The organism is Stenotrophomonas sp. STEN030 (assembly GCF_056759995.1).
Map to the genome: position 1 here is coordinate 38,881 of NZ_JBRREB010000026.1, position 19,206 is coordinate 58,086.

At 64.0% G+C, this 19,206-nt stretch carries 14 protein-coding genes and 1 tRNA gene; 12 read left to right on the top strand and 3 right to left on the bottom strand.

The annotated features are described in order from the left end of the window. Positions 1-31 precede the first annotated feature (31 nt). The 10 genes from ACVOLR_RS10855 (at position 32) to ACVOLR_RS10900 (ending at position 12,139) form a co-directional block, all read left to right on the top strand. Positions 32-4,153 carry an ESPR-type extended signal peptide-containing protein gene (locus ACVOLR_RS10855; RefSeq protein ID WP_481536420.1) on the top strand — a complete coding sequence of 1,374 codons (4,122 nt, stop codon included), beginning with the start codon at positions 32-34 and terminating at the stop codon, positions 4,151-4,153. A 55-nt stretch (positions 4,154-4,208) separates the two neighbouring features. Continuing rightward, positions 4,209-4,985 carry an OmpA family protein gene (locus ACVOLR_RS10860; protein ID WP_481536421.1) on the top strand — a complete coding sequence of 259 codons (777 nt, stop codon included), beginning with the start codon at positions 4,209-4,211 and terminating at the stop codon, positions 4,983-4,985. A 111-nt stretch (positions 4,986-5,096) separates the two neighbouring features. Continuing rightward, on the top strand, positions 5,097-5,699 hold the full coding sequence (locus ACVOLR_RS10865) for a DUF998 domain-containing protein (protein WP_481536422.1): 603 nt from the start codon (positions 5,097-5,099) through the stop codon (positions 5,697-5,699). Between the two features lie 202 nt (positions 5,700-5,901). Then, entirely contained in the window at positions 5,902-8,544 is a 2,643-nt protein-coding gene (gene leuS / locus ACVOLR_RS10870; protein ID WP_481536423.1) for a leucine--tRNA ligase, read from the top strand. 91 nt (positions 8,545-8,635) lie between these two features. Further along, entirely contained in the window at positions 8,636-9,211 is a 576-nt protein-coding gene (locus ACVOLR_RS10875) for an LPS-assembly lipoprotein LptE (protein WP_481536424.1), read from the top strand. A gap of 43 nt (positions 9,212-9,254) precedes the next feature. Next, positions 9,255-10,298, top strand: coding sequence for a DNA polymerase III subunit delta (holA, locus tag ACVOLR_RS10880; RefSeq protein ID WP_481536425.1), 1,044 nt, complete (start codon positions 9,255-9,257; stop codon positions 10,296-10,298). Further along, positions 10,299-11,006: a nicotinate-nucleotide adenylyltransferase gene (gene nadD / locus ACVOLR_RS10885; protein WP_481536426.1), complete on the top strand. Its 708-nt coding sequence runs from the start codon at positions 10,299-10,301 to the stop codon at positions 11,004-11,006. 60 nt (positions 11,007-11,066) lie between these two features. Beyond that, the gene (gene rsfS, locus ACVOLR_RS10890; RefSeq protein WP_481514113.1) at positions 11,067-11,492 is read left to right on the top strand and encodes a ribosome silencing factor; all 426 of its coding nucleotides are present in this window, start codon (positions 11,067-11,069) and stop codon (positions 11,490-11,492) included. Positions 11,493-11,567: 75 nt separating this feature from the next. Next, a complete protein-coding gene (gene rlmH / locus ACVOLR_RS10895) occupies positions 11,568-12,038 on the top strand; it encodes a 23S rRNA (pseudouridine(1915)-N(3))-methyltransferase RlmH (RefSeq protein ID WP_282269795.1) in 471 nt (156 codons plus the stop codon). 24 nt (positions 12,039-12,062) lie between these two features. Next, positions 12,063-12,139: transfer RNA gene (locus ACVOLR_RS10900), tRNA-Asn, on the top strand. Positions 12,140-12,230: 91 nt separating this feature from the next. Here ACVOLR_RS10900 and ACVOLR_RS10905 read toward each other — a convergent pair. From ACVOLR_RS10905 to ACVOLR_RS10915, 3 genes are all read right to left on the bottom strand, one after another. Further along, the gene (locus tag ACVOLR_RS10905) at positions 12,231-14,948 is read right to left on the bottom strand and encodes a TonB-dependent receptor (protein WP_481536435.1); all 2,718 of its coding nucleotides are present in this window, start codon (positions 14,946-14,948) and stop codon (positions 12,231-12,233) included. Positions 14,949-15,198: 250 nt separating this feature from the next. Further along, on the bottom strand, positions 15,199-15,861 hold the full coding sequence (locus ACVOLR_RS10910) for an energy transducer TonB (protein WP_481536427.1): 663 nt from the start codon (positions 15,859-15,861) through the stop codon (positions 15,199-15,201). 351 nt (positions 15,862-16,212) lie between these two features. Continuing rightward, positions 16,213-16,950, bottom strand: a complete 738-nt coding sequence (locus ACVOLR_RS10915; RefSeq protein ID WP_481536428.1) for an SIMPL domain-containing protein — start codon at positions 16,948-16,950, stop codon at positions 16,213-16,215. 131 nt (positions 16,951-17,081) lie between these two features. Between ACVOLR_RS10915 and ACVOLR_RS10920 the strand changes: the two genes are divergently transcribed. Then, a complete protein-coding gene (locus ACVOLR_RS10920) occupies positions 17,082-17,678 on the top strand; it encodes a Maf family nucleotide pyrophosphatase (RefSeq protein ID WP_481536429.1) in 597 nt (198 codons plus the stop codon). Positions 17,679-17,683: 5 nt separating this feature from the next. Beyond that, positions 17,684-19,174: a ribonuclease G gene (gene rng / locus ACVOLR_RS10925; protein WP_057627141.1), complete on the top strand. Its 1,491-nt coding sequence runs from the start codon at positions 17,684-17,686 to the stop codon at positions 19,172-19,174. The last annotated feature ends 32 nt before the right edge of the window (positions 19,175-19,206 follow it).

A 19,206-nucleotide genomic window follows, 5' to 3' on the forward strand; every position in this document is an offset into this window, starting at 1 on the left:
GCGCCCGGACAGGTCGAACCGGAGGCGCCACATGAACCGCATTTACCGTTTGGTCTGGAACCGCACACTCAATGCCTTCGTCGTAGGTTCCGAACTGGCCAGCGCACAGGGGAAACGTTCGGGTCCGGCAAGGTTGTCGCCGTCGGTGTCGTGGAGCTTGGCTGGCCTGGGTAGCGCCATCGCGCTGGCCATGGCAGGGCCCGCATCCGCGACCGACGCCAAGCTTGCCGACCTGCAGGACCTGGTCGCCAAGTACAGCAACACCGACGCGCAGCAGATCGTGTCCACCGCGCTGCCGACAGTCGGCGCTGGTGCTGCGCTCAACGCCTCGGTGACGTTGCCGGCGTTGCTGCAGGTGGATGCGTCGGCGGCGGTCTCGGTCAAGCCGCGTGTTGCCACTGTGCCAGCTGCAATACGGGCACAAGTGGGTGTGCGTGCTGCGCTGCCGAAGTTACATCCGCATGGCGGGGCGACGTCACCTGCAGCAGCGCTGTCTGTCGTAACTGATGCTGCGCTCGCAGTGAAGCCGCTGGTGGCTTCGGCCAATGCTGCGGTAACTGCAACGGTCGGCCCGCTGAGCGGAACCGGTGCGGGACTGCAAGGCATCGCTGCGGTGCTGCTGCCGGGCAAGGAGGAGGGCGGAAGCCCGCTGCACGGGACCTTGCTTTCAACGGCTGGTGCGGTCAAAGAACTTACCGGCGAAGTACTGAACGGCAAGCCCGTGGCTGCTGTGGAAACGCTCACCTCACATGTGGAAACGACGCTGACTCCGCTTGGCCAGCATCTGGGCAGCGGCGTTGAAGCTGTGGTCGCTGGGTTGTTGCCTGGCCAGCAGGGTGGAAGCCCGCTGCAGGGCACGCTGGCTTCAACGGTTGGTGCGGTCAAGGAAGTGACCGGCGAAGTGGTGACCGGCAAGCCAGTGGCTGCAGTGGAAACGCTCACCTCACATGTTGGAACGACGCTGGCTCCGCTTGGCCAGCATCTGGGTAGCGGTGTTGAAGATCTGGTCGGCGAGCTGTTGCCGGGTCAACAGGGTGAAAGCCCGTTGCAGGGCACGCTGGCCTCAACGGTTGGTGCGGTCAAGGAAGTGACTGGCGAGTTGCTGACTGGCCAACCCGTGGCTGCGGTCGAAACGCTTACCTCGCATGTCGGCACGACGGTGACATCGGTTACCGGACAACTGAGCAGTGGCATTGCTGGTGTGGGTGGCGTGCTACTGCCTGGCGCAGGGCAGGGTGGCAATCCGGTGCTCGGTGCCGTCACCGGCACGGTGGGCGCAGTCGAAGACCTGACCGGCGGCTTGGTCGAGGGCACAGGTCTGGGTGGCGTTGTGAATGAGCTGGTAACTGGCACGGCGCCAGTGCTGGACGGCGTCGGCGATCTTCTTGGTGCGGTGGTTGGCGGCGTGACCGGCTCGGATACCTTGGGCACCGGCGTCACCGATACGGTTGGTTCGCTGACCGGCGGGCTGAAGGACACCACCGGTGCGCTCGCCGGCGGCGACGTCACCGGCACCGTGCAGAATCTGCTGGGGACGGTCGGCAATACCGCGACCACGTTGTTGGGCGCCACTGGCAGCACCTTGGGTGGCGTCACCGGCTCCGGTTCTGCTGTGACTGGCGTGACCGGTGCGCTGAGCGGCGTTATCGGTGGTGTGACCGGCGGGTTGTCGAACGTGATTGGCGGTCTGGCCGGAAATCCGGTGGTGCCTGCCGCTCCTCCGGCGGCGCCGGCCTCCGGGCCGTCGGGCCTGATCGTCGGTAATGGCGGCCTCGTAGGCTCGGTGAACCAGCTGGTGGATTCGCCGCTTACCTCCATCCTGGGTGGCAACGGCTATATCAACAGTGGCAGCCTGAAGGTCAACAGCACCAATGTGATGCAAACCTACTCCGAAGTATCGTTGCTGGGTTTGCCGGTGGTGAATCTGAGTCCGGTAGGTAGCCTGCTGGACGGGCTTGGTGGTTTGACCACTGGCGGCAACTCGCATTTGACGTTGATCGGAGGGGTCACCTCCGACAGCTATATCACCAACATCAACAATGGCGATCCGGGTGGGCTGCTTGGCTTGGTGTTGCCTGACGGCGCGCCCGGCTGGGCCTCGGATTGCCTCAACGTGTTGGGTGCGGTGACTGCCAAATGCTGGGCAGTGCCTGCAGCGCAGGATTACCAGGTGCTGATCGGTGATGGTGCCTTCGCCAACGGCTCCAAGGAAGTGGTGATCGGCAGCAATGCCGAGCATCGGCTGGCAACGCAGACGGCGGACCAGGTGTTCATCGATGCCGCAGGCGGCAAGACCGGTGTCCCGACTGCCGACTACGATGCGCGCCTGGGTCATTCGGTGGTGGTTGGCGACAGCGCCAAAGGCACCGCCAATGCGCAGACCCTGCTCGGTGCTGGTGCAACCTCGGACAAGGCCAACAGCGTGGCGCTCGGCTTCAAGTCCAATGCCGCACGTGGTGGTCAGGACAACTACACCGCGTTCGGTTTGACCGCTACGCAGACCTCCATCGGTGAAGTAGCCGTGGGTTCGGCGGGGCGTGAGCGCCAGATCACCCATGTCGCCGCCGGTAGCCAGGACACCGATGCGGTGAACGTCAAGCAGCTGCGTGGCGCATTGGATCAGATTGATGATCTGGGCCTGGCCGCAGTGGTCTACGACGAAGACGTCAATGGTGTCGTCAACTACGGCAAGGTAACGCTGGGCAGCGGTCAGGCGGTCAGTGGTACGGTGCTGGCAAATCTCGCGGCCGGCGCGGTTGCGGCGGGCAGCATGGAGGCGGTCAACGGTGGCCAGCTGTTTGGGCTGGGCAGCTCGATGGCGACGTACCTGGGCGGAGGCACGAGCTTCAATGGTGGTGTGCTTGGTGCACCGAACTACCAGATCAACAGCATCGGGGTGCTGGGAGCGGCTTCGCTGCAGTCGTACGCAAACATCGGCAGCGCGTTCAGCTCCATCAGCGATTCGCTGCTCAACCTGCGCAATCTGTTGCCGGGCAATGTCCCGGGCAGCAGCGATCCCTTGGCGGTTAAATACATCGCCGACGGTGCCGGTAACCCGACCAACGCGGTACGTTTGACCGGCGATGGTAGCGGTGCAGCGGTTGCCTTGGGCAACGTGGCTGCTGGCAGTGTCACCAGTGGCAGCCTGGATGCGATCAATGGTGGGCAGCTGGCGGCTACCAACGAGGCAGTGGCCTCGGCGATAGGCGGCACGATGCAATACAACAGCAGCACCGGGCAGTGGAGTGCCGCCAGCTTCACCGTCACCTCGATCAACAGCAACGGTGTCGGCAGCCAGCAAACGCTGGGCAATGTCACCGATGCTCTGGCTGCAATGGATGGCTCCATCGTCAACGTCAACAATCGCATCGACAACATCCAGAACGGCGGCGCCGGCAACCAGTACTTTGCGGTCAACTCAACCAAGGCGGCGGCCTCTGCTACCGGCCAGGACAGCGTGGCTGCAGGCCCGCAAGCCAAGGCCAGTGGCAACCAGGCAGTGGCGATCGGCAACGGCGCCAACGCTTCGGCAGCCGGCAGCGTGGCGTTGGGTGCGGGCTCGGTGGCCACGCGCGCCAACACCGTGTCGGTTGGCGCCGCGGGTGCCGAGCGTCAGGTCACCAATGTAGGCGATGGCACCGAGGCTACCGATGCGGTGAACGTGCGCCAGTTGCAGGCTTCGCAGCAGGGCACGGTGCGCTATGACCAGAACACCGACGGCAGTACCAACTACGCCAGCGTGACCATGGGGCGGCCAGGCACCAGTACCGTCATCCACAACGTGGGCACCGGTGTCGCGCCCACCGATGCAGTCAATGTCGCGCAGCTCAACAAGGGCATGGGGGAGGTCATGGACTGGTCGAAGAACTACACCGATCAACGGTTCAACAATGTCACCCGCGACATCAAGCGTATTGATGACCGGGCCTCTGCCGGTGTCGCCTCGGCGATGGCGATGGCCGGGCTGCCGCAGCCAACTGAAGCGGGCAGGCGCATGGCGTCGATGGCGGCCAGTACCTTCCACGGCGAGTCGAGCATGGCGGTGGGCGTGTCGGGTGTCACCGATGGTGGCCGCTGGATCTACAAGCTCAGTGGCTCGGCCAATACCCGTGGCGATGGCGGGGTGACCGTGGGTGCCGGTTTCCAGTGGTGAGCACTGCAAACGGCTACCTGCAAGCAGACAACCCTGGCTACGTATCGAGGACGCTATGAACAGGAAATGGACCGTACTTGTCTTGCTGGCAACGCTCACCGCCTGTGGCAAGGGCCAGGTGCGAGAGGAGTTTCCGGACCCGGCCCGCGCCTATCCCGCAGGTGGCACCTACGTGAATCTGGACAACCTGCGCCAGTACGCGCCAGGCATGAACAAGCGTCAGATCCAGGAGTTGCTGGGTACACCACAGTTCAACGAGGGTTTGTGGGGTGTGCGTGAGTGGAACTATGTATTCAATTTTCGCCGCTCGGTTGGGGCTGAGCCGATCCAATGCCAGTTCCAGGTCAGGTTCGACTCCACAGGGGTAGCCACCGGGCAGGGATGGAAGCCGGGTAGTTGCGCCGCCTTGCTGGAACCGCCACCTGCCCCTGCTGCGCCAGTGCCGCCTCCGCCGCCACCGGTGGTCGCACCATTGCGGTTGTCGGCTGACGCCTTGTTCGCCTTTGACAGCGCCAACCTGTCAGCCGCCGGTCGGGCAAAGCTGGATGAGTTCGTGCAGGAGCTCGGTGCCAGCACCGCGGCGGAGACGCTGAACATCATCGGCTACACCGATCGCATCGGCAGTGACGCCTACAACATGGAATTGTCGCAGCGGCGTGCGCAGAGTGTGCGCAGCTATCTGGTGCAGCAAGGCATTCCCGCTGGCGCCATCCATGCCGAGGGGCGCGGTAACAGCGCGCCGCTGGTGCAATGTGATGACGCTGCTGGCGCCGCACTGCTGGATTGTTTGGCGCCGAACCGGCGGGTCGAAATTGTCGTGAGTGGTGGTTGAGTCGTAGCTTTCAAGGTGGCGACCGATGTCATTGTCGCTCGCAGCCCTCACAATGGCGGCCGGTAGTCGTGGCAGCTGCGCCCCGGCCAGAGCGGGACAAGGTGTGCTGTGTTGAAGTGGAACAATGTAATGGCCTGGGCCGGTCCTCTGGCGGCGGTGGTTTTCATTGCCGCAGTGGCGGGTTTCGGCGCACAGCTGCACGGTTACGACCAGATGCTGCATCCAGTGTCCTTGCTGGGTGCGCGCGGTATCCCCGGTGGTACCGCCTTCAGTCTGCTGGGCTTCGTAGTGGTGGGCCTGCTGTCGGCGATTGCGATGCTGGACCTGATCCTGCGCATGCCGGCGAGCGCGCCGCGTCCGCTGCGGGTAGGTGGGCAGATGCTGCTGCTGGCCGCCATCGCTTTTGCCGCGATGGGCCTGTTTCCGCTGGACGTGGAGGATATTGAGAACCGCGCCAGCCAGTTCCACGCCAGCGCCTGGTTGCTGTGGCTGCTGGCATTCACTGCCGCCGCCATTGCCCTGCGTTTTGGGGCGGGCAAGGCCAGTGGCTGGCGATCTTTGTCGACACTGACCGTGGTCTGCGCGCTTTGGGCTGTCTGCAGTGCCTTCCTGTTCGAGATCGCCATGCCGGTGGCCATGGCGCAGCGTTTGGCGTTCCTGGGGTGGTTGGTATGGCTGTTGGGTGCGGCCCGGCTGGCGCCGCCGCGCAGCTGAGCGGTGCGGCACAATCAGCACGCTGGCGGGGCAGGGCACGCGCAAGCAACGCGCTTGGCGCTGGCCCGAGAATCTGCTGGTTTTTTAAAAGCTCTATATTTCAATGACCTGCGGGTTTTGCTGGGTGCTGGTCTGCGACCGGATTGGAGTGCAATGATGCACTGCGGTACCCTTTGCCGCTTTGCCGTTGCCCAGCGTTGACATGTCCAGCGTCGAACCGAATATCTACGATCCCCAGCAGGTTGAAGCCGCCGCCCAGAAATTCTGGGAGGCCGAGAAAGCATTCGAGGTGAACGAAACCTCGGACAAGCCCAAGTTCTACTGCTTGTCGATGCTTCCGTACCCGTCCGGTGCGCTGCACATGGGCCATGTGCGCAACTACACCATTGGCGACGTCATCAGCCGCTACAAGCGCATGACCGGCCATAACGTGCTGCAGCCGATGGGCTGGGATGCTTTCGGTCTTCCGGCCGAAAACGCCGCGATCAAGAACAAGACCGCGCCGGCCAAGTGGACCTACGCCAACATCGGCCACATGCGCAGCCAGCTCAAGTCGCTGGGCTATGCGATTGACTGGTCGCGCGAATTCGCTACCTGCACGCCGGATTATTACGTCCACGAGCAGCGCATGTTCACCCGCCTGATGCGCAAGGGCCTGGCCTACCGCCGCAACTCGGTGGTGAACTGGGATCCGGTCGATAACACCGTGCTGGCCAATGAACAGGTCATCGACGGCCGTGGCTGGCGTTCGGGCGCCCTGGTCGAGAAGCGCGAGATCCCGCAGTGGTTCCTGCGCATCACCGATTACGCCCAGGAACTGCTGGACGGCCTGGATGAATTGCCGGGTTGGCCGGAATCGGTCAAGACCATGCAGCGCAACTGGATCGGCCGCTCCGAAGGCCTGGAAATCCAGTTCGATGTGCGCGATGTGGATGGCGCTGCACTGGATCCGCTGCGGGTGTTCACCACCCGCCCGGACACGGTGATGGGTGTGAGCTTCGTTTCCATCGCTGGCGAACACCCGCTGGCCATGCACGCGGCAAAGAACAACCCGCAGCTGGCCGCCATGCTGGCCGAGCTGAAGCAGGGCGGTGTCTCCGAGGCTGAGCTGGAAACCCAGGAAAAGCGCGGCATGGATACCGGCCTGAAGGCCATCCATCCGGTCAGCGGCGAGCAGGTGCCGATCTGGGTCGCCAACTTCGTGCTGATGGGCTACGGCACCGGCGCAGTCATGGCCGTGCCGGGCCACGACCAGCGCGATTTCGAGTTCGCCACCAAGTACAACCTGGCCAAGAAGCAGGTCATCGCGCTGAAGTCGCCGAAGAACGACGACGAACGCAGCTACGACGACAGCCGCTGGCAGGACTGGTACGGCGACAAGAGCCGCGAAACCGAGCTGGTCAATTCGGCCGAGTTCGACGGCCTGGATTTCCAGGGCGCGTTCGAAGCATTGGCCGAGCGTTTCGAGCGCAAGGCCCAAGGCCAGCGCCGCGTCAATTACCGCCTGCGCGACTGGGGCGTGAGCCGCCAGCGTTACTGGGGTTGCCCAATCCCGGTGATCTACTGCGACAAGTGCGGCGCGGTGCCGGTGCCGGAAGACCAGCTGCCGGTGATCCTGCCGGAAGACGTGACCCTCAACGGCACCGGTTCACCGATCAAGGCCGACCTGGAATGGCGCAAGACCACCTGCCCGGACTGCGGCGGCGCGGCTGAGCGTGAAACCGATACCTTCGACACCTTCATGGAGTCGAGCTGGTACTACGCCCGCTACACCTCGCCGGGTGCCCGCGAGGCGGTGGACAAGCGTGGCAACTATTGGCTGCCGGTTGACCAGTACATCGGTGGCATCGAGCACGCCATCCTGCACCTGATGTACTTCCGTTTCTTCCACAAGCTGATGCGCGATGCGCGCATGGTGGATAGCAACGAGCCGGCGCAGAACCTGCTGTGCCAGGGCATGGTCATTGCCGAAACCTTCTACCGCCAGAACAGCGACGGTTCCAAGGATTGGTTCAACCCGGCCGATGTGGACACGGTGCGCGACGAGCGCGGCCGCATCACCGGTGCGACCCTGCGCGAAGACGGCCAGCCGGTGGTGATCGGTGGCGTCGAGAAGATGTCCAAGTCCAAGAACAACGGCGTCGATCCGCAGACCATGGTGGCCAAGTACGGCGCTGACACCGTGCGTCTGTTCTCTATGTTCGCCGCTCCGCCGGAACAGTCGCTGGAGTGGAACGAAGCCGGCGTCGACGGCATGGCGCGCTTCCTGCGCCGGCTGTGGGCGATGGTGCACAAGCACACCGCCGACGGCATTGCGCCGGCGCTGGACGTTGCTGCACTGAGCGCCGAGCAGAAGGCGATCCGCCGCAAGACCCACGAAACCATCAGCAAGGTCAGTGACGACTACGGTCGCCGCCACGCCTTCAACACCGCCATCGCTGCGGTGATGGAGCTGCTCAACACCTTGGCCAAGTTCGACGATGCCAGCGAGCAGGGCCGTGCGGTGCGCCAGGAAGCCTTGCAATCGGCGGTACTGCTGTTGAACCCGATCACCCCGCATGCCTGTCATGCGATGTGGCAGCTGCTGGGCCACGCGCAGACCCTGCTCGAAGACCAGGCGTTCCCGCAGGTCGACACGGCTGCGCTGGTCAAGGATTCGCTGACCCTGGCGGTGCAGGTCAACGGCAAGCTGCGCGGCACCATCGATGTGGCTGCCGATACCTCGCGCGAGCAGATCGAGAGCCTGGCCAAGGACGAGCCGAACACGGCCAAGTTCCTGGTCGGGTTGACGATCCGCAAGGTCATCATCGTGCCGGGCAAGATTGTCAATATCGTTGCGGCGTAAGCCGCAACGGGTATCTCAAGTGCAGTTCACGCGGCATCAGGCAGGCTTGCTGCCTGTTGCCGCTCCCGGCCGGCTCCTCCAGACTGTGTGCATGACTCGATACCTGACTGCCCTGATTCTCGCTGCCACCCTCACCGGTTGCGGCTTCCATCTGCGTAACAAGCTCGCGCTGCCTGCCGATATGCCGGCGGTGCAGGTGGTTTCAGCGGTGCGTTACAGCGAGCTGGTCAAGTTCCTCAACCGTGGCCTGCGCTCCTCTGGCGCCACCGTGGTGGAAGCCGGCGACACGCTGGTAGTCGCTGGCAAGCAGGCCGGGGTTGCCCGTCTGCAGATCCGCTCCGAGCGTTGGGGTGACCTGCCCATCGCCATCGATGGCCAAGGCCGTGCCCAGGAATACAGCCTGCGCTACGCGGTGGTGTTCTCGTTCCTGCGCCCGGACGGCAGCGTGATCGTGCCGGAGCAGGCGGTGGAATTGTCGCGCGACTATGTGTCGCCGCCGCAGGATGTCACCGGTACCACCACCGAGCGCGAAATTCTTGCCGATGAGCTGCGCCGCGAAATGTCGGCCTCGATCCTGCGCCGTATCGACAGCGTGGTTCGCGCCGATGTGGAAAAAGCCCTGCAGGCTCCCAAGCCTGCGGAGGACGCAGCGGGTGAGGTGCACTGAGTTGGCGCTTTCTGGCGCTACGCAGACGCATAGGGGCTGAACAATGGAGCTGCGACCGGAACAACTGGCCAGCCAGATAGGCTCCCAAACTCTGGCGCCGGTGTACCTGATCGCCGGCCCCGAACTTTTGCGGGTGATTGAAGCTGCTGATGCGGTGCGTGCCAAGGCGCGCGCCGATGGCATTGGCGAACGCGAAGTATTTGATGCTGATGGTCGCGATTTTGATTGGGGGCAGTTGGCTTCCAGTTTCAATGCGCCCAGCCTGTTCAGTGCGCGTCGTCTGGTCGAAGTACGCCTGCCCAACGGCAAGCCGGGCAAGGAGGGCGCCGAGGTCATCAGCGACTTCTGTGCGCGGCCGGCGCCGGATGTGGTGCTGCTGATCACTGCTGGCGAATGGAGCAAGGCGCACCAGGGCAAGTGGGCCGAGGCCGTCAACAAGGTTGGCGTGCTGTCGGTGGCTTGGGCCATCAAGCCGCATGAGTTGGCTGACTGGATCGAGCGGCGCCTGCGCAGCAAGGGTTTGCGTGCTGATCCGGCCGCCGTGCAGCGCTTGAGCGAGCGGGTCGAAGGCAATCTGCTGGCGGCCGCGCAGGAGATCGACAAGCTGGCGTTGCTGGCCGATGGCCAGCCACTGGATGTCGCCAAAATGGAGTCACTGGTAGCAGATGCCGCGCGCTACGACGTCTTCAGGCTGAGCGAGGCGGCATTCTCCGGGCAGGCACCAGCCGTGCTGCGGATGGTGGCGGGCTTGCGCGCCGAGGGCGAGGCGGTGGCCGCGCTGATGCCGATCCTGATCCGCGAATTGCTGATCACCGCCGGGTTGGCCCGGGTGCAGGCCAGTGGCGGAAACCTGGCTGCGGAAATGAAATCCAAGGGGATCTGGGAGTCGCGCCAGGCGCCGTTCAAACGCGCCCTGCAGCGCCACCCCGACCCGCGCCGCTGGGAGCGCTTTGTCGCCGAGGCCTCGCAGGTCGACCGCATGGCCAAGGGGCGGGCCGAAGGTGATCCGTGGCTTGCCCTGGAGCGTCTGCTGGTTGCGTTGGCCGAAGCTCGCGCGGTGCGCCTGCTCGTCCGTGGCGTGCGCTGAATGACTGCTGGGCTGTCGCCGGCAGACGCTGCCGCAGACAGTGGCTTGTGGCTGCTGTACGGCGGCACCTTCGATCCGGTTCACAACGGCCATCTGGCCATCGCCCGCTGCGCTGCGGCCGAGCTGCAGGTGCCGGTGCACCTGATGCCCGCCGCCGACCCGCCGCACCGTGCGCCGCCCGGCGCCAATGCCGCCCAGCGCGCGCACATGCTGGCACTGGCGGTAGCCGGCGAGGCCAACCTGCTGGTAGATACCCGTGAACTGCAACGCGCTGAGCGCAAGCCCGGTGTGCCATCGTGGACCGTGGACACCCTGCGTGACATCCGCGCCCAGATCGGCCCGCAACGACCATTGGCGATGCTGATGGGCGCTGACAGCCTGCTCGGCCTGCCGAGCTGGCATGAATGGGAGCATCTACTCGATCTGGCGCATATCGTGGTTGCTGAACGACCGGGCAGCGGTCTGGATGGCGATCTGCCAGCAGAACTGGCGCAACGCCTGCAAGGGGCGTGGGCCAGCTCGGCTGAGGCTCTGGTCACCAGCCCGGCTGGACGGGTCTGGCGGCTGCGTCAGCCGCTGCATGCCGAGTCCGCGACCGAGGTGCGGGAGGCCATCGCCAACGGCGGCCAATGGTGTGATTTGTTGCCTTCGGCGGTGGCTGGGTACATCCTTGCGCAAGGCCTGTATGGCAGTGCCGCGCGGGCGTGAATGCCGGCAGCGGCCATGTTCTCTATAATCGTCCCCCTTAATTCATCGAGTTCTGCTGCTTTGACCACCGAAGCCCAAGTCATCAAGACCCAAATGCCCAGCCCGGCGCCCTCCGTACCGGCCCTGCTGGCGTCCGTTCACTCCGCCCTTGAGGAGATCAAGGCCCGGGATGCCGTCGAGCTCGATGTGCGTGGCAAGTCCAGCGTGGCTGACTACATGGTGGTGGTCTCCGGTACCTCTACCCGCCACGTCAAGTCCATCGGTGAGGAAGTGGTGCGCTTTGCCAAGAACCTGGGCGTGATGCCGCTGGGCGTGGAAGGCGAGCGCGAAGCCGAGTGGGTGCTGGTCGACCTGGGCGACGTCATCGTCCACGTCATGCTGCCGCGCGTGCGCGAGCTGTATGCGCTTGAGCGTCTGTGGACCGTTGGCGATCAGCCGCGCTCCGCCTATGACGACGAAGGCGAAGACGAGCAGGATGCTGGCTGAGCCTGACGGCCGCAGCTTCTGTGACGGCGCCGCAGGGCGCCGTCTTTGTTTGTGCAGGTTGATAGGAGGCCGCGCATGAAAGCCAGATTGATCGCCACCGGCGAACGCGCGCCGTCGTGGGTGGCGCAGGGGTTTGCCGAGTACCAGAAGCGGCTGTCGCATTGGTTGCCGCTGGAGCTGGTCGAAATCGAACCGGGCCTGCGCGGCAAGGGTCGTGACCCCAAGCGCGCGATCGAGGACGAGGGCAAGCGGGTATTGGCCGCGCTGCCCAAGAACCCCTATGTGGTGGCCCTGGACGTGCCTGGCAGGCAGCTCAGTTCCGAGCAGTTGGCACAGCGCTTGGAACATTGGCGCACGCAGGGGCGCGATCTTGCATTCCTGATTGGTGGCCCGGAAGGGCACGCGGCGGAAGTATCCGCAGTGGCAGATGAGAAGTGGTCGATAGGCCCGCTGACCTTGCCGCATATGCTGGTTCGGCTGGTTGTTGCCGAGCAGTTGTATCGCGCAGCAGCGATGTTGGCCAATCACCCCTACCATCGCGCGTAATTAACGTATAGAATGCGCCTCCCCGCCCGAATAGCTCAGCCGGTTAGAGCACTTGACTGTTAATCAGGGGGTCGTTGGTTCGAGTCCAACTTCGGGCGCCAAGTTTTACGAAAAACCCGCATCGCGAGATGCGGGTTTTTTTTGTCTGTCGTTCAAGCCGCCCCGGCGCGGTTGACGCCGGGGCGGGGTACATCACTTGAACGTGTACTTGGCGCCCAAGGTGAAGTAACGGCCCACGGCGCCGCTGTAATGCAGCGGGTTGTAGTTGACCGCGCCGTAGGTGGCGGGGTCGAGCGGAGCGATTCGATCAAACACGTTCTGAACGGACGCACTCAGCTCGAAGGCCTCGGTGGCATTCCAGCGACCGGACAGGTCGAAGGTAGTGAAGGACGGAATTTCCTTGACCGGATCGCCGTTGGCGTAGAAGGACAGATAGTCACCGCCACGCTTGTCCTTGTTCTCCATCTTTGCGATGTAGTTGACGATGCCGCTGACCGACCAGGCCTTGTAGTTCCAGGTGGCGCCGAAGTTGCCCCGATCCTTGGGGGTACCGATGCAGTTGGTCACGTCGCAGTTGCCATGGGAGCCGGCGTAGTCACTGGTGACGCCGCCATCGGTGCGCTCGAACTTGCTGGTGTGGCTCCACTGCGCATCCAGGCGTAGGTCGCCCGCATTGCCTAGCGGGATGTCCTGACGCACGTCCAGGTCGATGCCTTGCACTTCGGACTGCGCGGCGTTCACGTAGGACGTGTTCACTGCAAGGATCGAACCCGTCCCGGCAACGCCGTTGAGCAGGTTGCTGTCGCGCAATACGTTGCCTGCAAGGATTGCCGCGGTGGTGTCGCCCTGGGCGATCTCATCGGTGCGCTTGATGCGCCACGCATCGATCGTTACCGAGGTGGTGCGGGTGGGCTGGAGGACGATGCCCAACGAATAGCTCTTGGATTCCTCCGGCTTCAAGTCCTTGTTGGGACGGGTGATGATGGCCACTGGTTGCAGGCCGCAGTCGGCTTGGGTTGCGCCGGGAGCGGGTACGCCGCCAGGGCAGCGCACGGGGTCATTGGCACGCGAGAATGCGGCCAGGCCACCGTCACCGTTTTCGGCAGGGTTGGGGGCGCGAAAACCTTCGGCGTAGGTGCCGCGCAGGGCAAACCAATCGGTCGGGTTCCATTTGAAGCCGACCTTCGGCTTCACTGCACCGTCGCCGCTTTCATACTTGTCATAGCGAACGGCTGCGTTGAGTTCCAGCTGTTCGAGCACGGGCGCCGACAGTTCCGCATAACCGGCATAGACGTTCTGGGTGCCGTCGTAGGCCGAATAGCCAAGGCCGATGATGTCACCCTGGTCGGTGTAGGTCTGCGGGGTAAGTGAGTTGCTGGTCTTGCGCCATTCTGTACCCAGTGCGAGGCCAAGTGGGCCGCCTGCAAGGTCCATGAGGGAGCGCGAGACCTTGAAGTCGAACATGTCCAGCTCGCTCTTGGCGCGGGCACTGATGGTTGGTGAGATGTAGTCGTACAGGCTTTGCGGATTGCTACCCGAACCCTGGCCGATGTTCCATACGCCGGCTGCGCAGTTGGGGTCTGCCAGCACGCAGCGCACCGCGCTGTAACGGAGGAAACCGTCGCGCTTGTTCACCAGATTGGTGCTGGAATGCAGGTAGGCAGTGTCGTAGTCCCAATCACCCCATGTGCCCTTCACGCCGGCGAGGAAGCGGAAGAACTCATTGGTGTTGTTGGTCACCCGTGGGCCCACGTCGAATGCCGAGTAGCGCACTCGTACGGCTTCGTCGTAAGGATTGTCCGGGTGGTCCGCACCAAGCATCACCGCGCCGGGGCCGCTGTTGGCATTGACCGGGCCGCCCGGGTAGCCCCAGCTGCCGGAGATGTTCGATGGTGTGTTCTGAAAGCGGGTTTCTTTCTTTGAATAGCCCATCTCCACATAGGCTTCGGAGCTGTCGTTGATGGCGAAGGTGGCGCGCGCAAACAGATTGGCGTACTTCTCCTCAGGTGCAAGGTCTCGGAACTGGGTCTGATCCCAGACGCAGCCGCCGCGCGAATCCTGCGGCGTAACACTGGATAGACCAGCGCAGCCAGGCAGGCTTTCGATGGTGCCATCTGGCGCGTAGATGCTGCCGGTGGGCGAGGAGCCTTGACCGGCAGTGCCATTGAAAGCGCCACCCAGGAACTGGCTGCCGTCGATGTCGTAACCCCATCGGCGCAGATCACCTGTGCCGATCCACTTGCGATTGCGTCGGTCGGACGTGCGGATGGCGTCGGACTTGCCCACATCGAGGCTGAAGAATGCGTTCCAGCCGTCTTCGGCAAGGCTGCCGGTACCGGCGGTCAGGGTGGCCTTGCGCTGGTCACCATCGCTGTCGCCGGATATGCCGTAGGAGCCGCGCAGGATGACGCCGGTGAAGTCGGAACGCAGGATGATGTTGACCACGCCGGCGATGGCGTCGGAGCCGTAGATGGCTGAAGCGCCATCCTTCAGCACATCAATGCGTTCCACTGCATCCAACGGGATCGTGCTCAGGTCGGTGAATACCTTCTGGCCATCATCGGCCAGGCCGTAGGTCGCCATGCGGCGGCCGTTGAGCAGTACCAGTGTCGAGCCAGCGCCCAGACCGCGCAGCGAGATGCCGGCACCGCCGCCAGCAAAACCATTGCCGAAAGTCTTGGGGATGGAGCCGGAGCCGTCGGCGGTCAGGGTCTGCAGGTACTCCGCAACATTGCCCTTGCCGGTGCGGTCGATGTCTTCGCGGGTAATGACCTGTACGGGCGAGGGGGTTTCGGTGTCGGTTCGTGGAATATTCGAGCCGGTGACGGTAACGCGGTCGAGTGTGGTGGGCTTTTCCTGCGCCATGGCGGCGGGGGCTGCGACGATTAATGCGGCAGGAATCAAGAGCATGCGGACCAGGCTCTTGTTGATTGAATCACTGAGAAGGTTGTTACGCGGGTAGGTCAGATGTTTCACAGTCTCTCTCCAGGGAACAGCGGCAAGAAGGCCGCCAACGCGCGGCCAAAGAACATCGACGGCCGCGAATCTAGGTTTTCCATGGGTGACGAGGTGGTGAAATAACCGTTAATAGGCGCAGGTGGATTCGCGGCTCTTACGGCAGCGTTTAGAAAACGCTGCCGTAAGTGGGCATCAGCCCTGTTCAGCCAAGTTTGAAGTCAACCGGGATCAGGCCATAGGCCCGTACCGGACGGCCGCCGTCGGTGGCGGGTTGGAACTTCCAGCGACGCAGCACCTGGCTGCGGGCGGCGTTGTCGAGGCTGCGGTTGCCGCTGCTGTGCTCGACGCTGACCTCCAGCGGTGAGCCATCCACATCCACCAGAACCCGCAGCGTCACCGTGCCCTGCGCGCCGGCGAGCAGGGCATCACGCGGATAGCCCGGTGCCGGCGCATTGAGGTAACGCAGTTGCGCGCCTTGCAGTGGTGTGGATGCGCCGATTGAATCGATGGACGGGCTGTTGTCGATCGTCGGTGCAACGTCCACCGGCGCGGTGACGACCGCCTCGGTGGCGAAGATCGGCATCGGTGCGTTGTCCACCGGTGCTGCCAGTGCCGGTTGCCGCGGCGGTGATGGCGTGCGGGTTACCGGGACATCCACCGGTGGTGTGGGCGGGTTGGGGACGACGGGTTTGACGTCGGGAACCTGCCAGCGTTCGCGCTCTGCTTCCCTTTGGATGGGCACCTGTGACAGCGGAATCAGTAGCAAGCCCAAGGCAAATGCGTGCAGGGCCAAAGCGGTGCTGTAGGCGAGGATGCGCGAGGGTTCTACGTGCAGGGACGGACTGCGTTGTTGCGTGCGGACCATGTTCCACCTCCATGCGTGGGCGTGTGACAGAGAACAACGCGCGATGACACGGGACGGGGTTGCTGGTTTGCGTCCCGTGGCTGCAGTGCGCCTTTTATTCAGGCGTTCGACAAGCGGGGTAGTTGTTTCTGGTCAGCTGGCGGACAGCTTGAGGGCTCGAAGGCCGGCTCTTGTGGGAGCGGTGTAAGCCGCGAAGCAGGTGCAGGGTCAGATGGCACAGCTGCCGACAGGCTCAGCAGTTCCAGCTTCGCGGCTTACGCCGCTCCCACAAAAGAACCGGCCAGCTCACCAAGGTAAGTGGAAAAAAAACGGCGCCCGAGGGCGCCGTTCCGATTGCAGCTGCCGCGTTGCTCAGCGGCCCAGTTCGAACACCACGTCCAGGTTGACCGAGACGGTGGTTTCGCCCGGCGACACAGCGGTGTCCATTTCCGCCTTGGCACTGCGGCCGGCGGACATGGCCATCATAGGCATCGGCCGGAAACCGCCCTGGCTGCCTTCGGAGATGCTGACGATGCGGCGCACACGCAGGCCCAGCGACTTGGCATAGGTTTCAGCGCGGGCTTGGGCCTTCTTCAGCGCGGCCAGGCGGGCTTCGTCATAGACCGGTTCCGGCTGGTCGATCTCGAAGCTGGGGCCGTTGATCTGGTTTGCGCCCTGTGCAGCCAGGCTGTCCAGCACCTTGCCCAGCTTGCTGATGTCGCGCACCTTCAGGCTGACGGTGTTGCTGGCCTGGTAGCCAGTGATCTTCGGCGCTTCGTTCTCGGCGTAGCGGTACTGCGGGCTGAGGTTGATGCCGCTGGTCTGGATGTCACGCTCGGCAATGCCAGCGGCCTTGATCGCGGCCATCACCTTGTCCATCTGCACGGCGTTGTCGCGCATGGCAGCGTTGCCATCGACGGCCTGGGTGACCACCCCGGCAGACAGCGTGGCCACGTCCGGCACCCGGTGGGCTTCGGCCTGGGCGGAGACGTTCAACAAGGTCGCGTCGCTGGCAACCACGGCTGGGACGGTTTGGGCATTGGCGGTCATCGAGACTCCAAGAGCGAGAGACAGGGACAGCAGCAGTGGGGCGAGAGCGGTACGACGCATGGTGATCCTCCTTGGCTGGATCGTGAAAATGAACACAGAGCGATGAACGGGTGGTGAGCCATGATGGGGTCACCGTCACTTTGCCAGCAATGCTCATCATTCAGGTTGCTGGCGCAGGTTATGCTTTCACGATGCTTTATCTCGCCTCCCGCTCTCCCCGTCGCAACGAACTGCTGTCCCGCCTTGATGTGCCCTTCCGCGCCCTTGATCTGGAGGTGCCGGAGCAGCGTGCGCCGGGTGAGGCGGCAGAGGCCTATGTGCGCCGGGTTGCGCTGGACAAGGCCCGGGCGGGGCTGGCGCTGGTCGCCGATGACCCGCAGGCCGTGGTGCTGGGCTCCGATACCGAAGTGGTGCTGGATGACCGGGTCTATGGCAAGCCGGCGGATGCCGATGATGCGGCGGCCATGCTGGCCTCGCTGGCAGGGCGTACGCATAGTGTGATCACCGTGGTGGCCCTGGCCGCGGCGGGGCGGCATGCGCTGGAGACGGTGATCTCGGAAGTGACGTTCGCGCCGATGAGCGCGGCACAGATCCAGGCCTACGTCGCCACCGGCGAGCCGATGGGCAAGGCCGGTGGCTATGCCATCCAGGGTGGGGCGGAGCGTTTCATCAGTCATTTGGCCGGCAGCTACTCCGGGGTGATGGGGCTGCCGTTGCAACAGACCGCCGCGCTGCTGGCGGCATTTGCCGCAGGCGCGGACGACGATTCCATGGACAAGGGGGAATGAAGGACGTGTCTGAAGAAATTCTGGTCAACGTCACCCCGCGCGAAACCCGCGTGGCAGTGATTGAAAACGGCATGTTGCAGGAGCTGCACATCGAGCGCGGTTGGCGCCGGGGTGTGGTCGGCAACATCTACAAGGGCAAGGTGCAGCGGGTGATGCCGGGCATGCAGGCGGCTTTCGTCGAGGTCGGCCTGGACCGCGCTGCGTTCCTGCATGCCAACGACGTGGTGCGTCCTGCGCCGGTGGCGGCCGACACCGACGAAACCGCGCCCAGCCTGCCATTGCCGTCCTCGGTGCCGATCGTAGAGTTGCTGCGCGATGGCCAGGACGTGGTGGTGCAGGTGGTCAAGGACCCGATCAGCACCAAGGGTGCACGCCTGACCACGCAGATCAGCATTCCGTCGCGTTACCTGGTGCTGCTGCCGCAGTCCAAGATGGTCGGGGTTTCGGCCCGCATCGAGGACGAGGGCGAGCGCGCCCGTCTGAAGTCGCTGGTCACCGAAATCTCAGCCCAACACGGGGGCTACGGCTACATCGTGCGCACCAATGCCGAGGGCCAGCCGGCCGAGGCCTTGGCCGAGGACATCTCCTACCTGTCGCGGGTCTGGGCGGTGGTGGAGCGGCGCGGGCGCGAAGCGCCGCCGTGCAGCATCATCTATGAAGACCTGAGCCTGCCGTTGCGTTCGGTGCGCGACCTGATCCGCAAGGACGTGGACAAGGTCAAGGTCGACTCCAAGGAAACCTTCGGCCAGCTGCAGGCCTTCGTCGCCAAGTACATGCCGGTGCTGGGCGAGAAGCTGGAGCTGTATACCGGCGACCGCCCGATCTTCGACATGTTCGGGGTCGAGGATGAGATCGTCCGCGCCTTGAACAAGCAGGTGCCGCTCAAGTCCGGTGGCTATCTGGTCATCGACCAGACCGAGGCAATGACCACCATCGATGTAAATACCGGTTCCTTCGTCGGCCAGCGCAATCTGGAAGAAACTGTATTCCGCACCAATCTGGAGGCGGCGCAGACGGTGGCGCGGCAGCTGCGGCTGCGCAATCTGGGCGGCATCATAATCATCGACTTCATCGACATGGATGACGCCGAGCATCGCCGCCAGGTGCTGCGTACGCTGGAAAAGGCACTTGCGCGCGACCACGCCAAGACCACGGTGTACGACTTCTCGCCGCTGGGTCTGGTTGAAATGACCCGCAAGCGCACGGTTGAAAGCCTGGAGCGGCAGCTGTCGGAAACCTGCCCGCAATGCAGTGGCCGTGGCAGCATCAAGACCGCCGAAACCGTGACCTACGAAATCTTCCGTGAGATCACCCGCGCCGTGCGCCAGTTCGAGGCGGCACGCTTGCTGGTGATTGCCTCGAGCAAGGTGGTCGCGCGCATCACCGACGAAGAGTCGGCAGCGGTGGCCGAGCTGGAGGAGTTCCTCGGCAAGAGCATCCGCTTCCAGGCCGATGATCAATACCTGCAGGAGCAGTTCGATGTGGTGCTGCTCTGAGCCATCTCACTTCGCTGCACGGAAGCGCGAAG

Coding starts and splice junctions, on each gene's coding strand:
- ACVOLR_RS10855 (WP_481536420.1), top strand. CDS start 32: ATGAACCGCATTTACCGTTTGGTCTGGAACCGCACACTCAATGCCTTC.
- ACVOLR_RS10860 (WP_481536421.1), top strand. CDS start 4,209: ATGAACAGGAAATGGACCGTACTTGTCTTGCTGGCAACGCTCACCGCC.
- leuS (WP_481536423.1), top strand. CDS start 5,902: ATGTCCAGCGTCGAACCGAATATCTACGATCCCCAGCAGGTTGAAGCC.
- ACVOLR_RS10875 (WP_481536424.1), top strand. CDS start 8,636: ATGACTCGATACCTGACTGCCCTGATTCTCGCTGCCACCCTCACCGGT.
- holA (WP_481536425.1), top strand. CDS start 9,255: ATGGAGCTGCGACCGGAACAACTGGCCAGCCAGATAGGCTCCCAAACT.
- nadD (WP_481536426.1), top strand. CDS start 10,299: ATGACTGCTGGGCTGTCGCCGGCAGACGCTGCCGCAGACAGTGGCTTG.
- rlmH (WP_282269795.1), top strand. CDS start 11,568: ATGAAAGCCAGATTGATCGCCACCGGCGAACGCGCGCCGTCGTGGGTG.
- ACVOLR_RS10905 (WP_481536435.1), bottom strand. CDS start 14,948: ATGCTCTTGATTCCTGCCGCATTAATCGTCGCAGCCCCCGCCGCCATG.
- ACVOLR_RS10910 (WP_481536427.1), bottom strand. CDS start 15,861: ATGGTCCGCACGCAACAACGCAGTCCGTCCCTGCACGTAGAACCCTCG.
- ACVOLR_RS10915 (WP_481536428.1), bottom strand. CDS start 16,950: ATGCGTCGTACCGCTCTCGCCCCACTGCTGCTGTCCCTGTCTCTCGCT.
- ACVOLR_RS10920 (WP_481536429.1), top strand. CDS start 17,082: ATGCTTTATCTCGCCTCCCGCTCTCCCCGTCGCAACGAACTGCTGTCC.